This window comes from Lautropia dentalis, from assembly GCF_003892345.1.
Taxonomy (GTDB): Bacteria; Pseudomonadota; Gammaproteobacteria; order Burkholderiales; family Burkholderiaceae_E; genus Lautropia; species Lautropia dentalis.
The window spans coordinates 2,034,754-2,053,392 of the sequence record NZ_RRUE01000001.1 but is presented as its reverse complement, the minus strand read 5'-3'; the positions used below and the strand labels follow the sequence as shown (position 1 = coordinate 2,053,392).

14 protein-coding genes are annotated in these 18,639 nt (G+C 64.3%); 7 read left to right on the top strand and 7 right to left on the bottom strand.

All coding sequences use genetic code 11. The features are described 5' to 3' along the window. A partial coding sequence (locus EHV23_RS07960) for an IS3 family transposase (protein ID WP_125095615.1) occupies positions 1-478 on the top strand: 478 nt, incomplete at its 5' end. A 21-nt stretch (positions 479-499) separates the two neighbouring features. Continuing rightward, entirely contained in the window at positions 500-3,262 is a 2,763-nt protein-coding gene (locus tag EHV23_RS07955) for a non-ribosomal peptide synthetase family protein (protein WP_275265096.1), read from the top strand. A 143-nt stretch (positions 3,263-3,405) separates the two neighbouring features. Here EHV23_RS07955 and EHV23_RS07950 read toward each other — a convergent pair whose 3' ends face one another. Further along, a complete protein-coding gene (locus tag EHV23_RS07950; RefSeq protein ID WP_125095425.1) occupies positions 3,406-4,515 on the bottom strand; it encodes a hypothetical protein in 1,110 nt (369 codons plus the stop codon). A gap of 329 nt (positions 4,516-4,844) precedes the next feature. Between EHV23_RS07950 and EHV23_RS07945 the strand changes: the two genes are divergently transcribed. Further along, on the top strand, positions 4,845-5,810 hold the full coding sequence (locus EHV23_RS07945; RefSeq protein WP_125095424.1) for an outer membrane protein assembly factor BamD: 966 nt from the start codon (positions 4,845-4,847) through the stop codon (positions 5,808-5,810). Positions 5,811-6,113: 303 nt separating this feature from the next. Continuing rightward, positions 6,114-6,950 carry a peptidoglycan editing factor PgeF gene (gene pgeF / locus EHV23_RS07940; RefSeq protein WP_158615883.1) on the top strand — a complete coding sequence of 279 codons (837 nt, stop codon included), beginning with the start codon at positions 6,114-6,116 and terminating at the stop codon, positions 6,948-6,950. On the opposite strand, the gene EHV23_RS07935 is transcribed toward pgeF, so the two are convergent. Together EHV23_RS07935 and EHV23_RS07930 are read right to left on the bottom strand one after the other, a co-directional pair. Then, positions 6,895-8,103: an alpha-amylase family protein gene (locus EHV23_RS07935; RefSeq protein ID WP_125095422.1), complete on the bottom strand. Its 1,209-nt coding sequence runs from the start codon at positions 8,101-8,103 to the stop codon at positions 6,895-6,897. The two genes, pgeF and EHV23_RS07935, sit on opposite strands and share 56 nt — an antisense overlap. A gap of 133 nt (positions 8,104-8,236) precedes the next feature. Further along, positions 8,237-8,656, bottom strand: a complete 420-nt coding sequence (locus EHV23_RS07930) for a hypothetical protein (RefSeq protein WP_125095421.1) — start codon at positions 8,654-8,656, stop codon at positions 8,237-8,239. A gap of 123 nt (positions 8,657-8,779) precedes the next feature. On the opposite strand from EHV23_RS07930, the gene phaR reads away from it, so the two are divergent. Next, positions 8,780-9,409 (top strand): polyhydroxyalkanoate synthesis repressor PhaR, encoded by a 630-nt coding sequence (gene phaR / locus EHV23_RS07925; RefSeq protein WP_125095420.1) that lies wholly within the window; start codon positions 8,780-8,782, stop codon positions 9,407-9,409. 193 nt (positions 9,410-9,602) lie between these two features. On the opposite strand, the gene EHV23_RS07920 is transcribed toward phaR, so the two are convergent. The 3 genes from EHV23_RS07920 to mfd all read right to left on the bottom strand — a co-directional run bounded on the left by EHV23_RS07920 (position 9,603) and on the right by mfd (position 15,564). Beyond that, positions 9,603-10,385 carry an acetoin reductase gene (locus EHV23_RS07920; protein WP_125095419.1) on the bottom strand — a complete coding sequence of 261 codons (783 nt, stop codon included), beginning with the start codon at positions 10,383-10,385 and terminating at the stop codon, positions 9,603-9,605. Between the two features lie 308 nt (positions 10,386-10,693). Then, positions 10,694-11,548, bottom strand: coding sequence for a phosphoserine phosphatase SerB (gene serB / locus EHV23_RS07915; RefSeq protein ID WP_125095418.1), 855 nt, complete (start codon positions 11,546-11,548; stop codon positions 10,694-10,696). 29 nt (positions 11,549-11,577) lie between these two features. Next, the gene (mfd, locus tag EHV23_RS07910; protein WP_420813036.1) at positions 11,578-15,564 is read right to left on the bottom strand and encodes a transcription-repair coupling factor; all 3,987 of its coding nucleotides are present in this window, start codon (positions 15,562-15,564) and stop codon (positions 11,578-11,580) included. A gap of 183 nt (positions 15,565-15,747) precedes the next feature. On the opposite strand from mfd, the gene ispD reads away from it, so the two are divergent. Further along, positions 15,748-16,539, top strand: coding sequence for a 2-C-methyl-D-erythritol 4-phosphate cytidylyltransferase (gene ispD, locus EHV23_RS07905; protein ID WP_125095417.1), 792 nt, complete (start codon positions 15,748-15,750; stop codon positions 16,537-16,539). Positions 16,540-16,705: 166 nt separating this feature from the next. Next, positions 16,706-17,191, top strand: coding sequence for a 2-C-methyl-D-erythritol 2,4-cyclodiphosphate synthase (ispF, locus tag EHV23_RS07900; protein ID WP_125095614.1), 486 nt, complete (start codon positions 16,706-16,708; stop codon positions 17,189-17,191). Here the strand turns inward: ispF and EHV23_RS07895 are convergent. Next, positions 17,100-18,566 carry an ATP-binding protein gene (locus EHV23_RS07895; RefSeq protein WP_125095416.1) on the bottom strand — a complete coding sequence of 489 codons (1,467 nt, stop codon included), beginning with the start codon at positions 18,564-18,566 and terminating at the stop codon, positions 17,100-17,102. The genes ispF and EHV23_RS07895 overlap by 92 nt on opposite strands. Between the last annotated feature and the right edge of the window lie 73 nt (positions 18,567-18,639).

Here is an 18,639-nt window from a genome sequence, read left to right as displayed (position 1 = left end):
CAAGGTCTGGCTGACGGACATCACCTATGTGCGTACGGATGAAGGCTGGCTGTATCTGGCTGGCGTGAAGGACGTGTTCACTCAGGAGATCGTCGGCTACGCCATGTCGAAGCGCATGACACACGAGCTGACACTGGAGGCTCTGAACCGGGCTGTCCGGTATGCCCGCCCCGAGCCCGGACTACTGCATCATTCCGATCGGGGAAGCCAGTACTGCGCAAGTCGCTACCGTGAAAGACTTGATGCCCTGGGCATGCAGGTGTCGATGTCACGGCGGGGAAACTGCTACGACAACGCACCGATGGAGAGTTTCTGGGGATCACTCAAGAACGAGTTGCTGTACCAGCGGCGTTTCGCCACGCGTGCGCAGGCACGAGCGGCGATCACCGAGTGGATCGAGGTGTTCTACAACCGTCAGCGACTGCACAGTGCACTTGGCTACCAGTCGCCAGTGGCCTTCAGGCAAGGTTTTCTTTGAACGGACTTCACATTAAAGCAACTGTCTACGGTTGACAGTACACCTCAGGATTCACAGGCGCAGGCGCTGCTGACGCAGAAGAGGCTGCAGCAGCGGCTGCAGGCAGCGGCCCGGGGAGATGACAGAGGTTCGGGAGCGATTCTGCTGCTTGATGATGAATCCACCTATGCGGGTCAGCCCGAGGGCAACATTGGCCGGGAAGGGACAGGCCAGGACTCGACGAACTTGGCGTATGTGATCTACACGTCGGGGTCTACCGGCCTTCCCAAGGGGGTGATGGTCGAGCACCGCCAGCAGGACAATCTGTTGCCGGGAATCCACCGTGCATATGGTCTGACAGAAAAGGACCGGGTTCTGCAGTTCGTCTCGATGGCTTTCGATGTGGCGGCCCAGGAGATCTTCGGTACGTTGACTTCAGGTGCAACGCTGGTACTGCGCAACGAGGCCTGCATCGGTGACAGCGTGTCGTTCTGGCAGGCATGTCAGGCGTGGGGCATCACGGTAGCGCACCTGCCGGCGGCCTTCTGGCACCGGCTGGCCTATGAAGTACCGGATGAGTTGCCTGCAGCGCTGCGACTGATCGCGCTTGGAGGCGAACGGCTGGATGCGGGTGCATTGTCACACTGGTTCGAGCGCCAGGGCGAGCGGGTCGTGCTGCTGAATGAGTATGGTCCAACCGAGACGACGGTGACAGCCACCGCGCACGCAGTGAAGGCGCAGGAGGCTGTACGTGCGCCGATAGGCAGACTGCTGGCCAACGTACGGATCTATGTACTGGATGACCAGGGGCAGCCTGTGCCGATTGGTGTTCAGGGTGAGATCTGCATTGGTGGTGAAGGCGTGGCCAGGGGCTACCTGAACCAGCCGGAACTGACCGAAGAGCGATTCGTGAAGGATCCGTTCAGTGACGTGCCGGAAGCGCGGATGTACAGAACGGGGGACCTGGGTTATTGGCGGGTCGATGGAGTGTTGCAGTTTGTTGGCCGCAATGATGATCAGGTCAAGATCCGTGGCTTTCGGGTGGAGCTTGGCGAGATCGAGGCACGACTGGCTGCACTGGAACAAATCAGAGAGGCCGTGGTACTGGCACGGGAAGATCATCCGGGCAACAGACGGCTGGTGGCGTATTGGACGACCCATGAGAAACTGACTGAAGAAGCGCTACCGGATGCGGAACGATTGCGTGATCACCTGAAGGCAGAGCTGCCGGCGTACATGGTGCCGAGCGCGTTCGTGAGGCTGGAAGCGATGCCGCTGACCCCCAATGGGAAGGTGGACAGGAAGGCGCTGCCGGCGCCGGATACGGAAGCGCTGATCACCCATGAATACGAGGCGCCACAGGGCTCGGTGGAAGAGCTGCTGGCTGGAATCTGGCAGGAACTGCTGGGTGTGGAGCGTGTGGGCCGGCACGACAGTTTCTTCGATCTGGGCGGGCACTCGCTGCTGATCATGCAATTGCTCGCTCGTGTTCAGGGCAGGCTGGGTCATGAAATCGGCTTGCAGGCTTTCTATCGCGCCCCGACCGTGGCAGGCATGGCCCAGCTGATCCAGGGAGAAGCGGCATCAGGCCATCCGGATGAAAGCGTCTGGGCCCGTATGCAGCAGGATGCCGTATTGCCCGATGAGATCGTTGCAGAGGCAGCTCCCGTTCCTGTTGAATCGGTCAAACAGATACTGTTGACGGGCGCAACGGGTTTTCTGGGAGCGTTTCTCCTGCGTGAACTTCTGAGGCGTACGGATGCCCACATCATATGCCTTGTACGGGCCAGCAATCCCGAGCGGGGACTACTGCGGTTGCAGAAGAACCTGGAGCAGTATCGCATTACCGGAGATATCGATTTCGACCGGATCGAGATTCTGGTGGGAGATCTGTCCCGACCATTGTTGGGACTGGATGGGGATGTTCATCAATCTATGTGCGAACGACTGGATGCCATCTACCACAGTGGCGCCTACGTCAATCACCTGATGCCCTATGAGCAGATGCGTATGGCCAATATTGAGGGTACGCGGGAACTGATTGCCATGGCAGCACGTCATCATGCCAAGCATTTCCATTTCGTTTCCACGACGTCCGTGCTGTCGCCCGCCGATGCCGAAGGCGATGACAGGCTGACGGAACACTGCCTGGCACACCATGGCGAGCACCTCCAGAGCGGCTACGTCCAGACCAAGTGGGCGGCAGAACGACTGGCGGAGGAAGCTCGCAACCGGGGCATTCCGGTGACCATCCATCGGGCAGGCCGGATTGCGGGTGACAGTGTGCATGGTGCCTGTCAGCTGGACGATTCGTTCTGGGGGATTTTCAGGATGATTCCTGTGCTGGGATATGCACCACATGGTGCATTCGGGGAAATTCTGACGGCCGTGGACAGGGTGGCAGCAGCCATTGTTGCCCTGTCGCGTGCTCCCGGACTGGAAAACCATACCTGGCATCCGATAGCCACCGGCTTCTCCGATGGGGCGGCACTGCTGGCTGCGTTACGAAGAAACGGCTATGCGATCACGGAGGTATCTGGCGATGAATGGCGTGAACGTGCGTTGCAGTTCTTCGAGGCCCATCCGGAGGATCCATCGGCCAGGCTGGGGGCATTCCTGCTGCCGGCAGGGCATGCGGATGGCGAAGAAGCAGATGAGTCAGTGTCACCGGTTCCGACGGACAGTACACTGACCTGTGATGTGGCAAGGGCCCTGGGTGTCAATCTGGAACCGGCCGATGCACCGATGCTGGATCGTTACATCAGGTACTTCCAGTCGGTGGGGTTCTTTCCCGGACGGAGCTGATAATCGATGACGAAGGGTTCCCGTGGCTGTTCAAAGACAAATGAGTCGGCTGGTGATATTCCTGCTCATCAAAAGGAATGAGGCATGACCACCCGAGCCTCCGGCCTCGGCCTTCGGCTCGGGACTGGCCGGGAACTCGCAGCTTAATCCCAGTACATGAAGCCAGTTTCGCCGGCGTAGACGCTGCGGTCCTCAATCAGGTAGTGATAGCCACCTTTGAGTTCCTTGCCCCAGCGCCAGTCGGCGGGCACTTGCCAGGTAACGCAATGCAGGCGCTTGGCCAGTGAGCTGTTCAGGTGCGTGCACAGACGTGCCTCGTTGGCCTTGTCGCCCTTGATCAGCAGCAGCCGCAGGTTGTTGCCGACGGCGTCCTGCCACTGGTTGAGGACACCGAAGGGAACCAGTGCCTGACGCTGATAGCCGCGTGCCGTGCCATTCAGCAGGGTTTCCTCTTTGCGGCCTTCCTTCATGCTCTCGCCATATTCCCAGTTGTAGAGAAGGTCTTCATTCAGCAGCAGCTTTACCTGGGCACCGATGATGACCTGATCCTTTGTGACGGTAAGCGGATAGTCCACCTTGGCCTCGTTCACGCCCCTGGTAATCCAGGGGACGCCGTAGTAGAACATGGTCAGATAGGTGTGATAACGGCCAGCCGTGGTCATGCTGTAGGTGTAGTCGCCGGGGTTGACCGGGTTGCTGTACGAGCGAATGTCCGGGTACATGCAGTAGTAGACATAGGCCGGTACCCGGGATGGCACGTAGCGTCCGTCGTGCAACTTGTCCATATCGTAGGTATAGGCCTCGACATTCAGCGAGGCGTCGGTCAATACCGGTGGCGTGTCCTCCTTGACAGCGGTGTCCTGCGAAAGGGGGGCGCCCTTCAGGGATTCGACGCGATGGATACCGAATTCGCCCCTACAGGCTTTCTGGTCGAACATGGCCAGCAGTACGTCGCCGCGAATGCCGTCCTTCGAGATGAGCGGCGCCACACCGCGGGCGGTGTAGCTGGCTGGTGTGCTGCCTTTGGTGCTGGGTGCACTTGCGTTTTGGCCACGGGTGATGGCGTCGGTAATGGCGTCGGCGCCGGCCGTGATTTTGCTGACCGAAGCACTTTGGGCTTTGGGTGACGGGCTGGAGGACACGTTCGTGTCGCCGCCATCACTGCCGCTGCCGCAGGCGGCGAGCAGGACGGCCATGGCGATGGCCGTGGGAACAAACAGGAACGATCGTGTCTGGGCGGGTACTTCTTTCATGATGAACCTTGAATCGAGAGATTTACGCGCATCAAACTGCATGCGTTGTTCCATGTTATAGATTTGTTGCGACAACGGACAGCAAATGTTGCAAGGTGACAACCTGTTAAAAGAACGATTTCCCTGCGCCGCACCTGCCTGAGCGGCTCGCAAGCGTTCCCGTCAGGCAGATACTTCAACAGTAGCGTTTTGGGCAACGGTTTGACGAAAGCTGGGTATTCCGATGATCGTGACCGCTGATTCCGGCGATCGTGACCGGGTGCTGTTCCGGGGCCGTTACCCCGCAGCCATGGCGCCCTGTCTATAATGTCCCGCTCGACGGAGGAACCATGCCCCATCCCCAGACCCCCCCCGCCCGCCGCGCCGGTGTGTGGCTGTCGCTACTGGCCGCCGGCATTCTGCTGGCCGGCTGTGCTGCCACCGAGAAGGATCCTACGGCCAACTGGAGCGCCGAGCAGCTCTATGCCGACGCCAAGGAAGACCTCGACGCCGGCAACTGGTCCAGTGCCATCAAGGGCATGGAGCGGCTGGAATCGCGCTACCCGTTCGGCAGCTACGCCCAGCAGGCGCAGCTCGACATCGCTTGGGCGCACTACAAGCAGGGCGATCGGGCGGAAGCCCTGTCGTCCATCGACCGCTTCATCCGCCTGCACCCGGCGCACGAACGGCTTGATTACGCCTACTACCTGAAGGGGCTGATCAACTTCAGCAACGGCACCGGCATGATCGCCCGCTGGGCCGGGCAGGACGCCTCCGAGCGCGATCTGGCCGCCAGCCGCGAGGCCTACGATGCCTTCCAGCAGGTGGTCAACCGCTTCCCCAACAGCCGCTATCGTGAAGATTCGATTGCCCGCATGCGCTCGCTGGTCAACAGCATGGCCTCGGGCGAGGTACACGTGGCGCGCTATTACCTGAGCCGCGGCGCCTATGTGGCATCGGCCAACCGGGCGCAGGGGGTGCTGTCGTCCTATCAGGGCACGCCGGCCACGGAAGAGGCGCTGAGCATTCTGGCTACGTCCTACCAGAACCTGAACCTGCCGGACCTGCGCGACGACACGGTACGCGTGCTGGCCTGCACGTGGCCGGACAGCCGCTATCTGGCCAACTACCCCAAACCGAAGGATCCGGACCCGAGTGCCAAACGCCCGGCCGATGCCAACATGGCACCGGCCCAGGCCCCGCTGATTCCGGACCTGCCCGAGTTCCTGCGCCAGAACCGCGATACGGGCAGCAGCAGCGATGATTCCGGCGGCGCCCAGGGCGCTGGCGGCCAGATGACGCCACCGGGCATGTAGCAGGGTTCCTGTCCCGATACCGCCCAGTCCTGACTGACCCTGACCGACGCCCGGATGCCGATGCAGGAACCCGCCTTTCTGCCGATGCCGCCCAGCCCCCATTCCGCCGTGGGCTGGGCCTTCACGCTGCGCGGTGGTGGAGTAAGCCGAGGACCGTGGGGACCATGGGACACGGCCGGGTTGACCGGGGCAGGCAAGCAGGCCATTCATCCCGGCAGCGTGGATGCATTTTCTGGCCAGACGGACCTGCACCGCCTTGCGGTGAGTCGTACGCGTGATGACACTGGAGCCGGGGTAAACGCGGTGTCAGCCAGCACAGGCGGGCTGAATCTGGGCATTCATTGTGGGGACGATCCGGCTGCCGCGCAGGAAAACCGCCAGCGTGTAGCAGAGGCCATCGGGATGCCGGTGTCGTGGCTGAAACAGGTGCATGGCATCCGGGTGCTGGATCTGGACGACGCCGAGGCCAGAGCCCACCTGCCCGCAACCGTGATGCCGGGACATCATCCGGAAAGCCCGTCTGCCGACATGCCGTTTGATGGCGCGCCAGCGGGCGCAACCGATGAAGCCCCTGGTGTCGTCTCTGGCGCGAATATCCACCCGCTTGAACCCGAAGCGGATGCCCAGATCACCACACTGCCCGGTATCGCGCTGGCCGTACAGGTGGCCGACTGCCTGCCGGTGCTGCTGGCCGATACGCAGGGCAGGGTGATTGGCGCAGCGCATGCTGGCTGGCGCGGGCTGGCCGGTGGTGTGCTGGAGGCCACCGTGCAGGCGATGCGCGAGAAGGTGCCCGATGCCGACCTTGTGGCCTGGCTGGGCCCGTGCATCGGCCCCACGGCCTTTGAAGTGGGGGACGACGTGCGGGATGCGTTTCTGACAGCTGGGTCTGGTACCGCCTTCCAGCCCGGCCGGACGCCCGGCAAATGGCTGGCCAATCTGCCCCTTCTGGCCCGGTTGCGCCTGCAGGCGCTGGGTATCACCACCATCCACACGGCCGGGCACTGCACGTACTCGGAGCCGGAACACTTCTGGAGCTACCGGCGCAGCACACCCTGCGGCCGCATGGCGGGACTCATCTGGCTTACGGCGGATCGCTTTCCCCCTCCCACCGGAACACTTCGCCATCATGCTGGCTGATGATCACCAGCATGCGGGGTTCCGTTTCGAGGTGAACGTGCAGGTAATTGCCGGCATCGTCGCTGATCTTGTAGTAGATGGCGGTGTTGCTCTTGGCCAGCACTTCCAGTTTGCCGCGGGCCAGCCAGGGGTTGCGGCGGCGCAGGGCGATCAGCACCCGGTAGAGGTTGAACATCCACCAGCCGTAGGGCAGCAGGCCATCGGGTGATTCGGGCAGTTCCGGGCGCAGGTCGTCGTCGTGGCGTTCGCCTTCGCCCTTCAGGCCACGAAAGCCCTGCTCATCGCCATAATAGATGGAAGGCATGCCGGGCACGGTGAACAGGATGGCGGCGGCCACGATGGCGCCAGCACCACCCACCTGCGAGGCGACGCGGGTCACGTCGTGGTTGCCAATGAAGGTCTGCGGCACGAAGGTTTCGCACATCTTCGCGTGCCGGCCCAGGGTCCAGTCCAGTTCCCAGAAGTTGCGCTCTTTGATGGAACTCCAGGTGGCTTTCCAGAGTTCGTATTCGGTGACGGTGTCGAGCTTGCTGGTGTAGACGAAGCGGGCGTAGTCGCCGTGGATGACCTCGCCGAGGAAGAGGGCATCGGGAAATTCTTCCCGCACGCGGCGAGTGACCTTGCGCCAGAAGCTGCGGGGCACGTCGTAGGCCACGTCCAGCCGCCAGCCGGCAATGCCGCGGCGCAGCCAGTGCAGCATCACGTCCACCACCAGCTGGGCCACCTCGGGCTTGCTGTGGTCGAGGTTGGTGAGCTGGCAGTGGCCTTCCCAGCACTGTACGTTGCCGTGTTCGTCGCGCTCGGCCAGTTCCTCGACGCGCGGGTGGCTGGCTGCCACGTGGTTGAACACGCCATCGAGCATCACGCTCAGGCCGCGCTCGCGGCAGGCGGCCATGAAGTGGTCGAAGTCGGCATCGTCGCCCAGGCGGGCATCGATGCGGAAGTGGTCCAGCGTGTCGTAGCCGTGCGCCACCGATTCGAAGATCGGCCCGAGCAGCAGCCCGGAGCAGCCCAGTTCCACCACGTAATCCAGCCAGGCTTCCAGCCGGGGCAGGCGATGGCCGGCATCGTCGCCGGAGCGGTCATGAATGGGGGCGCCCATGGCACCCAGCGGATACACATGCCACCAGATGGCATTGTCGAGCAGGGACATACGGCCCTCCAGTCGTCATGCTTTACAAGCGGGCAGTATAGCCCCCGTGGCCGGATTTCCCCGGCAATACCGGTGCAATACCGTGGTCGCGGGACATCAGAGACGCCGGTTCCGTTACTGCAGGATACAGGTCTCAGCCATTGGGCGGTCCAGACTCATGGTGACGAACCGGGTACACCGGAGACACAGCCTCGGGTTCGTTGCTGGCTGCGTTGTCCGCAGCGGCGTCGTTCATTGCACGCTCATCCGTGATGTCCTCGCCCGTTGCTGCCACGACAGGAACCGTGGCCCCAGCCATGCCGGAGGGCTCGGCCAGCGCCTCGGCGCGCCGGCGCTTCGCACGACGGGCTGGCGTGTTGAGCAGGTAGGTGAGGATGGCCAGCGGCAGGACGCCGTACAGGAAGAAGGTCATGATGCCCGCGATGGCTGAGGTTTCGGCCGCAGACATCAGCACCACCACGTAGAGCCAGGCAATGATGACGATCAGCATGCCGCGATTGTGCCGCAGGCGGGAGACGCACAACAGCGCCACCGGTCTGCTGATCAGGATCAACCACGAATCAGGGGGCAATGCGCAGAAGGGCGGCCATGCGGTTATCATCAGATGAAATACAAGACATTTCCTCCTCCTCTGAAAGCGCCGTCCGCGGCCTTTCCCCTGATCGTGGACACCCTCATGGCCCCCACCCCCAGGCTGATCAAGAAATACCCGAACCGCCGGCTGTACGACACGCAGACCAGCGTCTACATCACGCTGGCCGACATCCGGCAGCTGGTTCTGGATGGCGCGCATTTTCAGGTCGTGGATGCGCGCAGCCAGGAAGACCTGACGCGCAGCATCCTGCTGCAGATCATCGTCGAGGGCGAGGCCGGCCCGTCGCCGCTCTTCCCGCAGGAGATGCTGGCGCAGATGATCCGCTTCCACGGACACCCCATGCAGGGGCTGATGAGTACCTGTCTGGAAAAGACGCTGCAGGCCTTCATCGAGGTGCAGGCCCACGCCGAGGCGCAGCACGGTGGCGACACCGGCGGGAGTCTGCCCGATGCCATGCGCTGGGCGCAGTTCATGCAGGACCATGCGCCGGTGATGCAGCGGATGATGAGTGACTACATCGAGCAGAGCAAGAACCTGTTCCTCGGCATGCAGGCGCAGATGCAGCAGCAGACCCGGGCGGCGCTGGATGACATGCCGGGAGGGCAGGGCTTTGGCGGTCAGGGTCAGTCTGACGCCCCGGCGCCGGATGGGCAGCGTACATCGGCTTTCGACACGAGGTCTGGCATCCTGAACGGCGACACGAAAAACTGACTACGCTTCAGCAAAAGCTGCCCGTTCTGCGGAGAAACTCAGCAAAGAAATCTCCCTCTTTCCACGAACGGCCCTGCGGAACGCTGCCTTGTCCCTCGTCAGGCGGGGATCGGCCCGAGGCCACCCCCGCACAGTTTGGACATGGCCCTGGGAGAGACCCCCTGTCCGCATCAAACGCCTGGCCGGGGATGGATCAACGGAACACCATGCCCCCGTCGGTCAGGATGGACTGGCCGGTGATGTAGTCGGAATCTTCCGAGGCGAGGAAGTGCACCAGGGCGGCCACGTCGGCCGGTTCCTGTGGACGGCCCCGCAGAATGCCGGCGGTGAAGCGCCTGAAGGCTTCGCCCGGCGCCCAGCCGTGGATTTTGGCCATTTCCTCGTCGATGCGATCCCACATGCGCGTGCCGGCCACGCCGGGGCAGTAGGCGTTGACGTTGATGTTGAAGCGGGCCAGTTCCTTGGCGGCCGCCACCGTGAGGGCGCGCACGGCGTGCTTGCTGGCGCAGTAGACGCCCAGCAGGTCGTAGGACTCGTGGGCGGCAATGCTGGCGGCGTTGATGATCTTGTACACCCGGCCGTCCTGCTGCTGTTTTTTCATCTGTTCGGCGGCAGCCTGGATGCCGAACAGCACGCCCTTGACGTTGATGTCGAACACGCGGTCGAACTCGCTGTCGGTGACGCGTTCCAGCGGCATCACGTCCTCGATGCCCGCGTTGTTGACGAAGACATCCACGCGGCCGAAGGTATCGACGGCATGTTTGACCAGGGCGAACTGGTCATCCCGTTTGGCCACGTTGCCCTGGAATGCCGTGACCGGAACGCCATCCGCCCTGAATTCTGCCTCGGTGGCTTTGAGCGTCTCGGGGTTGATGTCCGAAAGCACGATGTTGAAACCATCGCTGGCCAGCCGCCGGGCAATGCCCTTGCCCAGACCGTCGCCCGAACCCGTGATGACCGCTACCTTGTCGCTCATGGCTGTCTTCCTCGTGTTGTGTTGACTGGATGACACCGCACCCGGGCTGCTGCCGGGGCAGGTCAGGGGTCATCATACGCCGTGCGGAAAAAAGGGGCAGGAGATCCCATGGGCCCAGAATTCATCGCGTGCATGCTCCGGTCACACCACGCCAAAAACGCATCAAGGCAGCATGTGCCGAGCAGGTCGATCGCGTGAAAGCCAGCCTGGTTCATGCATTTCCTGAAGGACATGGCTGCCTTCTTCACTCATCTTCGTATATCCCCGTGACTTCCCGGCATGGCAGATCAGTGGTGTCGTCGGCAGAATCAGCCCAGCCAGTCCACCACGGTGTCCAGCCCCCCCACACGCACCGACCAGGTGGCCTGCGCCCGCACGACCGGCTTGGCGTGATAGCCCACCGACAGTCCGGCCACGCCCATCATGCCCAGATCGTTGGCACCGTCCCCGATGGCGATGGCCTGCGAGGGCGCGCAGCCGATCTCGGCGCAGCACTGGCGCACGGCCTGCGCCTTGAAGGCGCCATCGACGATCGGCCCCAGCACCCGGCCGGTGAGGCGACCATCGACGATATCGAACTGGTTGGCAAAGGCGTAGTCGAAGCCCAGTTGCTCCTTGAGCCGGTCGGTGAAGTGTGTAAAGCCTCCCGATACCAGCAGCGTCTTCAGCCCGGCGGCCCTGGCGGCAGCCAGCAGCACCTCCGCCCCCGGTGACAGGTGCAGGCGCTCGCGGTAGACGCGTTCGATCAGGTCTTCACCCACGCCCTGCAGCAGCGCCATGCGGCGGGTCAGGCTCTCGGTAAAGTCGCGGATCTCGCCGCGCATGGCGGCCTCGGTAATGGCCGCCACTTCGGCCTTCAGCCCCGCCACGTCGGCGATCTCGTCCAGTGTTTCCATCGTCACCAGCGTCGAATCCATGTCGATGGCCAGCAGGCGGAAATCGGCCAGCGAGAGACTGGCTGGCACGTTGGCAGCATCGACGCCGTATTCTTCCGCCCAGGCGTCGAAGGTGGCGGACGACTGGGGGGCTGCCTGCCAGCGCAGCAGGGTGGGGCGTTCGCCGCCCATGCGCTCGGGTGCTGTGCCCAGTGCCGTGCTCAGGGTGTGAAGGGTGTCGGGGTCCAGTCCGCTGGCTTTGCGGACGATGATCAGGTTGTCGGGCATAGAGGAATGATGGATGGGCTGGTATGTGTTCAGAAGCGGTAGGCCTTCGTCTTGCGGCTGCTGCCGGAGGGCACCGTGGCGGGCGCCGGGTCAGAACCGTAGCGGCTCCGGCTGCGGCTTCTGGCAGGCGGCGCAGGGGTATGCGCGGCAATGGCCGCCACATCGCGGGCGGTGCGGGCGGCTTCCTCGGCCGCAGCACGGGCTGCCGCGTCTGCGCCGCTGGATGCGCTCCCGGCGCTTGCCTTTTTGCCTTTTTTGCCGGATGCGGCACCCGAGTCTGCACCTTTGCCCGAGCCCGTACCGCCAGCAGACGTGTCCGCTTTGGCATCCGTTTTTGGCAGCAGCGCCTGCAGGATGCTGCGCACGGTCTGCAGGCGCTCGCCGATATCCTTGCTGGTCACCTTGATGCGCAGCCGGTCCTGGCCGGCAAAGGTGGTGTCGCGCCGGCCCTGGGCAAAGGTGAGGATCTGTGCGGGCGAGGTTTTTGGTTCGGGATCGAACTGCAGCAGGATGGTGTCGGCATCGGCATCCACCTTGGCCAGGCCGATGTCGGTGGCCATCAGCCGCAGGCGGTGGCTTTCGATCAGCGTCTTTGCGGCTTCGGGCAGCTTGCCGAAACGGTCGGCCAGTTCCTCGCGCAGCTGGGTCAGTTCCACACCGTCGCGCGCATTGGCCAGGCGCTTGTAGAGAATCAGCCGCTCGTGCACGTCCGGGCAATAATCTTCGGGCAGGAGCGCCGGCGCATGCAGTTTGATTTCCGGTACGCGTGCCATGGTGGCGGCCAGGTCCGGTTCGCGGCCGGATTTGAGCGCTTCCACTGCCTGCTGCAGCATGTCGGTGTAGAGCGAAAAGCCCACTTCCTGCATTTCGCCGGATTGCGAATCGCCCAGCACTTCACCGGCCCCACGAATTTCCAGATCGTGCATCGACAGGTAGAAGCCGGCCCCCAGGTCTTCCATCATCTGGATGGCTTCCAGGCGCTTGGTGGCGTCCTTCGTGATGGCTTCCTCGTCGGGAATCAGCAGGTAGGCGTAGGCCTGGTGGTGCGAGCGGCCCACACGTCCGCGCAGCTGGTGCAGCTGCGCCAGACCGAATTTGTCGGCCCGGTGCATGATGATGGTGTTGGCGGTGGGCACGTCGATGCCGGTTTCGATGATGGTGGTGCACAGCAGCACGTTGAAGCGCTGCTGGTGAAAATCGCGCATGACGCGTTCCAGCTCGCGCTCGGGCATCTGGCCATGCGCCACTTCGATGCGCGCCTCGGGCACCAGTTCGGCCAGCATCTGGCGGCGGTTCTCGATGGTGCCCACTTCATTGTGCAGAAAATACACCTGCCCGCCGCGCTTGAGTTCGCGCAGCATGGCCTCGCGGATGGTGCCACCGGTTTCCTTGCGCACGAAGGTGCGGATGGCCAGGCGTTTCTGCGGCGCCGTGGCAATGACGGAAAAATCGCGGATGCCTTCGAGGCTCATGGCCAGCGTGCGCGGAATGGGCGTGGCGGTCAGCGTGAGCACATCGATTTCGGCACGCAGGTTCTTGAGCGCTTCTTTCTGGCGCACGCCGAAGCGGTGTTCCTCGTCGATGATCACCAGCCCGAGGTCGCGGAATTTCACGTCCTTCGACAGCAGTTTGTGGGTGCCGATGACGATATCGACCTTGCCGCCTGCCAGCCCCTCCAGCGTGGTCCGTGTGGACTTGGCGGTGCCGAAGCGCGACAGTTCGGCCACGTTCAGCGGAAAGCTGGAAAAGCGGTCGCTGAAGGTCTGGAAATGCTGCTCGGCCAGCAGCGTGGTGGGCGTGAGCACCGCCACCTGGCGGCCGGTACTGGCAGCCACGTAGGCCGCACGCAGCGCCACTTCGGTCTTGCCGAAGCCCACATCGCCGCAGACCAGCCGGTCCATGGGTTTGGGGGCGATCAGGTCCTGCACGACGGCATGGATGGCGGCCTGCTGGTCGGGGGTTTCCTCGAAGCCGAAGCCCTCGGCAAAGGCGGCATAGCCGGCCGGCTCGAACTGGAAGGCATGGCCGGGGCGTGCAGCGCGACGGGCGTAGAGGTCGAGCAGTTCCACCGCCGTGTCGCGTGCCTTTTCGGCGGCCTTGCGACGGGCCTTGTCCCACTGGCCGGAACCGAGCGTGTGCAGGGGGGCATTTTCGGGGGCAGCACCGGAATAGCGGCCGATGAGGTGCAGCATGGCCACCGGCACGTACAGCGTGGCATCGCCGGCATAGGTGAGGTGCAGGAATTCGGCGGGGCCGTCGCCCAGGTCGATGTTGACCAGCCCCATGTAGCGGCCGATACCGTGCTGTGCATGTACGACCGGGTCGCCCGGCTTCAGTTCGGAGAGATCACGGATAAGGGTGTCGACCTGGGTGGTCTGGCCCTTGCTGCGCTTGTTCTGCCGGACGAAGGAGGGAAACAGCTCGCTTTCGGTGATGACCAGCAGCTGGCCATCGGCCAGGCGGAAGCCGCGCTGCAGCGGGCCGATGGTCAGCACCACGGCGGCATCGGTGGCCATGGCCGTGGCCCAGTCTTCGGCCGTGGCCACTTTCAGGCCCGATTCGGCAAAGAGTTCCTGCAGGGTTTCACGCCGGCCCAGCGATTCGGCGATGATCAGGCGTTTTTCAGGGGTAGCGGTGATGAGGGGGGGCGCATCGAGCACGTTGCGCAGGGCGCCGACCGGATCGTCCTGGCGGCGGTTGACGGCCACGTTCGGCACAGCGAAGGCGTTGAAGGCATGGGCGCGCCCCGGTGCAGGCGGCACATGGGATGCGGGGGTGCTGTCTGGCGCAGGTGACACCTGGGACGATGCGGGTATGCTGCCTGCCGCATCGCCCTCTGACATACCGGCGCCGAATGCTGCGGCGGCTGCGCCTGCACCGCGTTCGGCAGGATCAGCGGCGAGCGCAGGGTCAGCGCCTGTCGTGACCCTTTGTACGGGGCCGGCTGGTGTCTGGCCACCTGACGCCAGATCACGCGCATCGGACGACACGGTCGGGACGGACACGCGTGCAAAGGCCTGGCTGCGCACGAAGAACTGTTCGGGCGTGAGAAACAGCTCATCCGGCGTGAGCGCCGGGCGTTCGGCGTCGTGGCCGATGAAATCGAAGCGCTGGTGAGCGTCCTGCCGGAATGCCTGCAGCTGGCCCTGGATGTCGCCGTGCAGAATCAGTTCGGTGCTGTCGGGCAGGTAATCGAACAGCGTGGCCGTCTGTTCGAAAAAAAGCGGCAGATAATATTCGATGCCGGCCGGGGCCACGCCGTTGCCGATGTCGCGATAGAGCGTGACGCGCGACGGGTCACCATCGAAGCGCTCGCGCCAGCGTCCACGGAAGGCGGTGCGTGCGGGCTCGTCCAGCGGAAATTCTCGCCCAGGCAGCAGGTTGACTTCCCTGACCGGGTAGAGGCTGCGCTGGGTGTCGGGGTCGAAGGTGCGCAGGCTCTCGAGTTCGTCATCGAAGAGGTCCAACCGGTAGGGCAGGGGCGACCCCATGGGGAACAGGTCGATGAGTCCGCCCCGTACCGTATATTCGCCGGGACGCAGCACCTGTTCGACGTGTTCGTAACCGGCCAGGGTGAGCTGCGATTTCAGGGCCGCTTCATCAATCTTCATGCCCTGGGCGAACTGGAAGGTGCGCGAGGCCAGCCACGACGGCGGTGCCAGACGATGGGCGGCCGTGCTGGCCGCCACCAGCAGCACATCCAGCTTGCCCTGCTGCAGGCGATGCAGCGCCGCCAGCCGCTCGGACACCAGATCCTGATGGGGCGAGAGGCTGTCGTAGGGCAGGGTTTCCCAGTCTGGCAGGCGTGCAATGGCCAGTTCGGGCGCAAACCAGGCGATTTCTGCCGCGAGGCGGCTGCAGTCGGCGGGCTGCGCGCATACAATGACGTGAGTTCGGCCCGGCGAGGGTGCCTGTGAGGCGGAAGCAGCATCGGCACCCGTGCGAAAATGCTGCGCCAGCAGCCAGGCATCCGATGAGCCGAAGCCGGCAGGAAGTCGATGGATGGAAGCGTGCAAGATATGACCTGTCGTGGCAGGAAGAAGACCGGCGGTTCCCACCGCCGCGGCGGCGTGGACTCAGCCGTCCGGACAGCCTGTCATTCTACCGGCTGCACGCCCGGAGAGGGTTCGCAGGGACGAATGAGTCCACGGCACACTCCAGGGTGGCCGGATACGCGACGACATGGAATGGAAGGTTGAATGGTCAGCACGATGAACAGGGACAGCATGCAGAGGCAGGCCGATGCCGGCGCGGAGCCGGTGCGCCCGCGGCACTTCGTGCTGATTCCGGCGGCCGGCAGTGGCAGCCGCTTCGGTGCCCGGGTGCCCAAGCAGTACCTGGAACTGGGCAACGGCCAGACGGTGCTGGAGGTGACGGTGGCGGCCTTTCTGGCCGAACCCTGGATCAGCCGGGTGGCCGTGGTGGTGCAGGCCGATGATCCGCTGGTGCTGCGCCTGCCGGGGTTGCGCCATCCGAAGGTGCTGCTGATCCGTCGCGGTGGCCCCACCCGCCGCGACACGGTGCTCAACGGCCTGATGGCCATGGCCCAGCGTGGCCTGACGCACCCGCACGACTGGGTTCATGTGCACGATGCCGCCCGGCCGGGCATCGATTCCGGCACGCTGCGCCGGCTGGCCGCTCACCTCGAGAACGAACCCTGCGGCGCGCTGCTGTGCATGCCGGTGACCGATACGGTCAAGCGCATCGACAGCCGTGCCTCGCTGGCGGCCACCAACGAATTCCGTTCCGGGGGCACGGTGGACCGCAGCCGGCTGTGGCTGGCCCAGACTCCCCAGACCTTCCGCTTCGGGCCGCTGCGCAAGGCGCTGGAGGCGCACCCCAACGTCACGGACGAGGCCGGCGCCATCGAGGCCGAGGGTGGCCGGCCACGCATGGTGATGGGCTCGAAGCTGAACCTGAAGATCACCACGGCCGAAGACCTGATCATGCTGCGCATCCTGATGCGGATGGAACCGGCCGTCGAGGACTAGATTTTTCCCTTTTGACAACAGACCCATGAGTTCATCCCATCCCGCATCGCCCATCCCGACACCGGCCACCCGTGCCGCTGCCAGCAGCCCGGCCCCCCATGGAAGCACCCACGCTGCCTCGGGCGCCCATGCCGGCAGCGACGCACAACCCGGGGTTGCCGCAGCAGTGACGACCATACCCTTCCGGATCGGGCAGGGTTACGACCTGCACGTGCTGGTGGAAGGGCGACCGCTGATCATCGGCGGTGTGCATGTGGAACATCCGCTGGGCTTGGCCGGGCATTCGGATGCCGACGTGCTGGCCCATGCCATCACCGACGCGCTGCTGGGGGCCGCCGGTCTGGGTGATATCGGCCATCACTTTCCGGATACCGATCCGGCCTTCAGGGGGGCCGACAGCCTGGTACTGCTGAAGGAGGCGATGGCTGCGGTGCGCGCCCGGGGCTGGCAGCTGGGCAACATCGATGCGACGATCATTGCCCAGCAGCCGAAGATGAAACCCTGGCTGCCGGGGATGATCACGGCGCTCTCGGGCGCCATCGGGTGTGACCCCGCGCAGATCAACCTGAAAGCGAAGACGAACGAGAAGGTCGGGACCGTCGGCCGTTGCGAGTCGATTGCTGCGCTTGCATCAGCTCTGCTGGTGCGCTGACCGGATCCAGCGTATCGACGAAGGTTTCACGGGCTGCGACCTTGGCGGAATCGAGGTCGCGCAGCACGACGCGGATCTTGAGGCCGCCGCCGGAGGCATTTTCGATGATCATGCCGCCACGGGTGCGCCGTGCCAGCCGCGCCACGATGGCCAGCCCCAGGCCCGAGCCGCCGATGGCGCTGCGCTCGGTATCGAGACGGGCAAACGGCCGTGCCAGGCGATTGAGCGAGGCCTCCGGCACGCCCGGGCCATGATCGCGAAAGATCAGTTCGACGCCCTTTTCGTGGCGCCGGCCAATGATGTCGATGCGCACGTTGCGCTCGCCCGGGGTGGCTGCGTACTTGATGGCATTTTCGAAGACGTTGCTGAGAATGCGCTCGAGCAGCACCGGGTTGCCCTGCCAACTCAGGCCGTGTTCGACACGCTTGAACACCGACAGCAGGCCGGCTGCGCGCTCGCGGCTGTACAGACGCAGGAACTGCGAGAACACGTCGTTGATGTCGACCACCTCGACGGTGCGCTCCAGCGGGCTGGCAAATTCGACGAACTGGTGGACGATGGAATCGATGCGCTCGATCTCCTCGATCATCGAGGCCTGGGCGGCCTCGGGCAGGGCGCTCATTTCCACCTCCAGGCGCAGCCGGGTGAGCGGGGTGCGCACGTCGTGCGAAACCCCGGCCAGCACGATGGCGCGGTCGGCATCCATGGCCTGCAGCTCGCCGGCCAGCTCGTTGAAGCGGCGGTTGAGCATGGCAATTTCGGGGGGACCGGTTTCGGGCAGGCGCGGAGGCGGCTCGCCGCGTGACAGGCGGTCGATGGAACGGGCGAGATTGGCCAGCGGCCGGTTGACCAGCCGGCTGATGAGCAGCCCGCCAATGGTGGCCAGCAGGATGCCGATGGCCGAGGCAGCCATTTCGGTCCAGCTGCTGCCGGTGGGTGCTTCGAGGCGTTCGGGCTCGGCAATCAGCCAGTAGCGTTCACTGCCGATGTCGAAGCTGACCCAGAGGGCGAAGACGCCATTGACACGGCTGGCCAGCATGGCCGGATGCCCGAGACGGCGGGCCAGCTGGCCCTCGACCTCGGCGCCCATCTTGCGGTCGGGCCAGCGCTCGATGCGGTCATTGTCCTTGAGGGGGTAGACACGCAGCCCCCTGTTGCTGGCGAAATCCTTCAGCAGGGCCTCGCGCTGCGGGCCGGGTTCGACATGCGAAAGGGCCGTGCGGGCCAGATTGATGGCCGAGGCCATCTCCCAGGCGAAGCGGCTGGCCTGGGGAGGCTGCTCGAAGGCACGGTACAGTTGGTACCACGCGCCCAGGCTGATGGCCAGCAGCAGGCTGATCAGCGCAAAGGTGCGCCAGAACAGGCTGAGTCTCAAGCGACGATCCTTGCAGACGGTGAAGGGAAAGGGGCCGCTTCAGGCGTGCGATGCGGACCCCGAAGACAGGCGC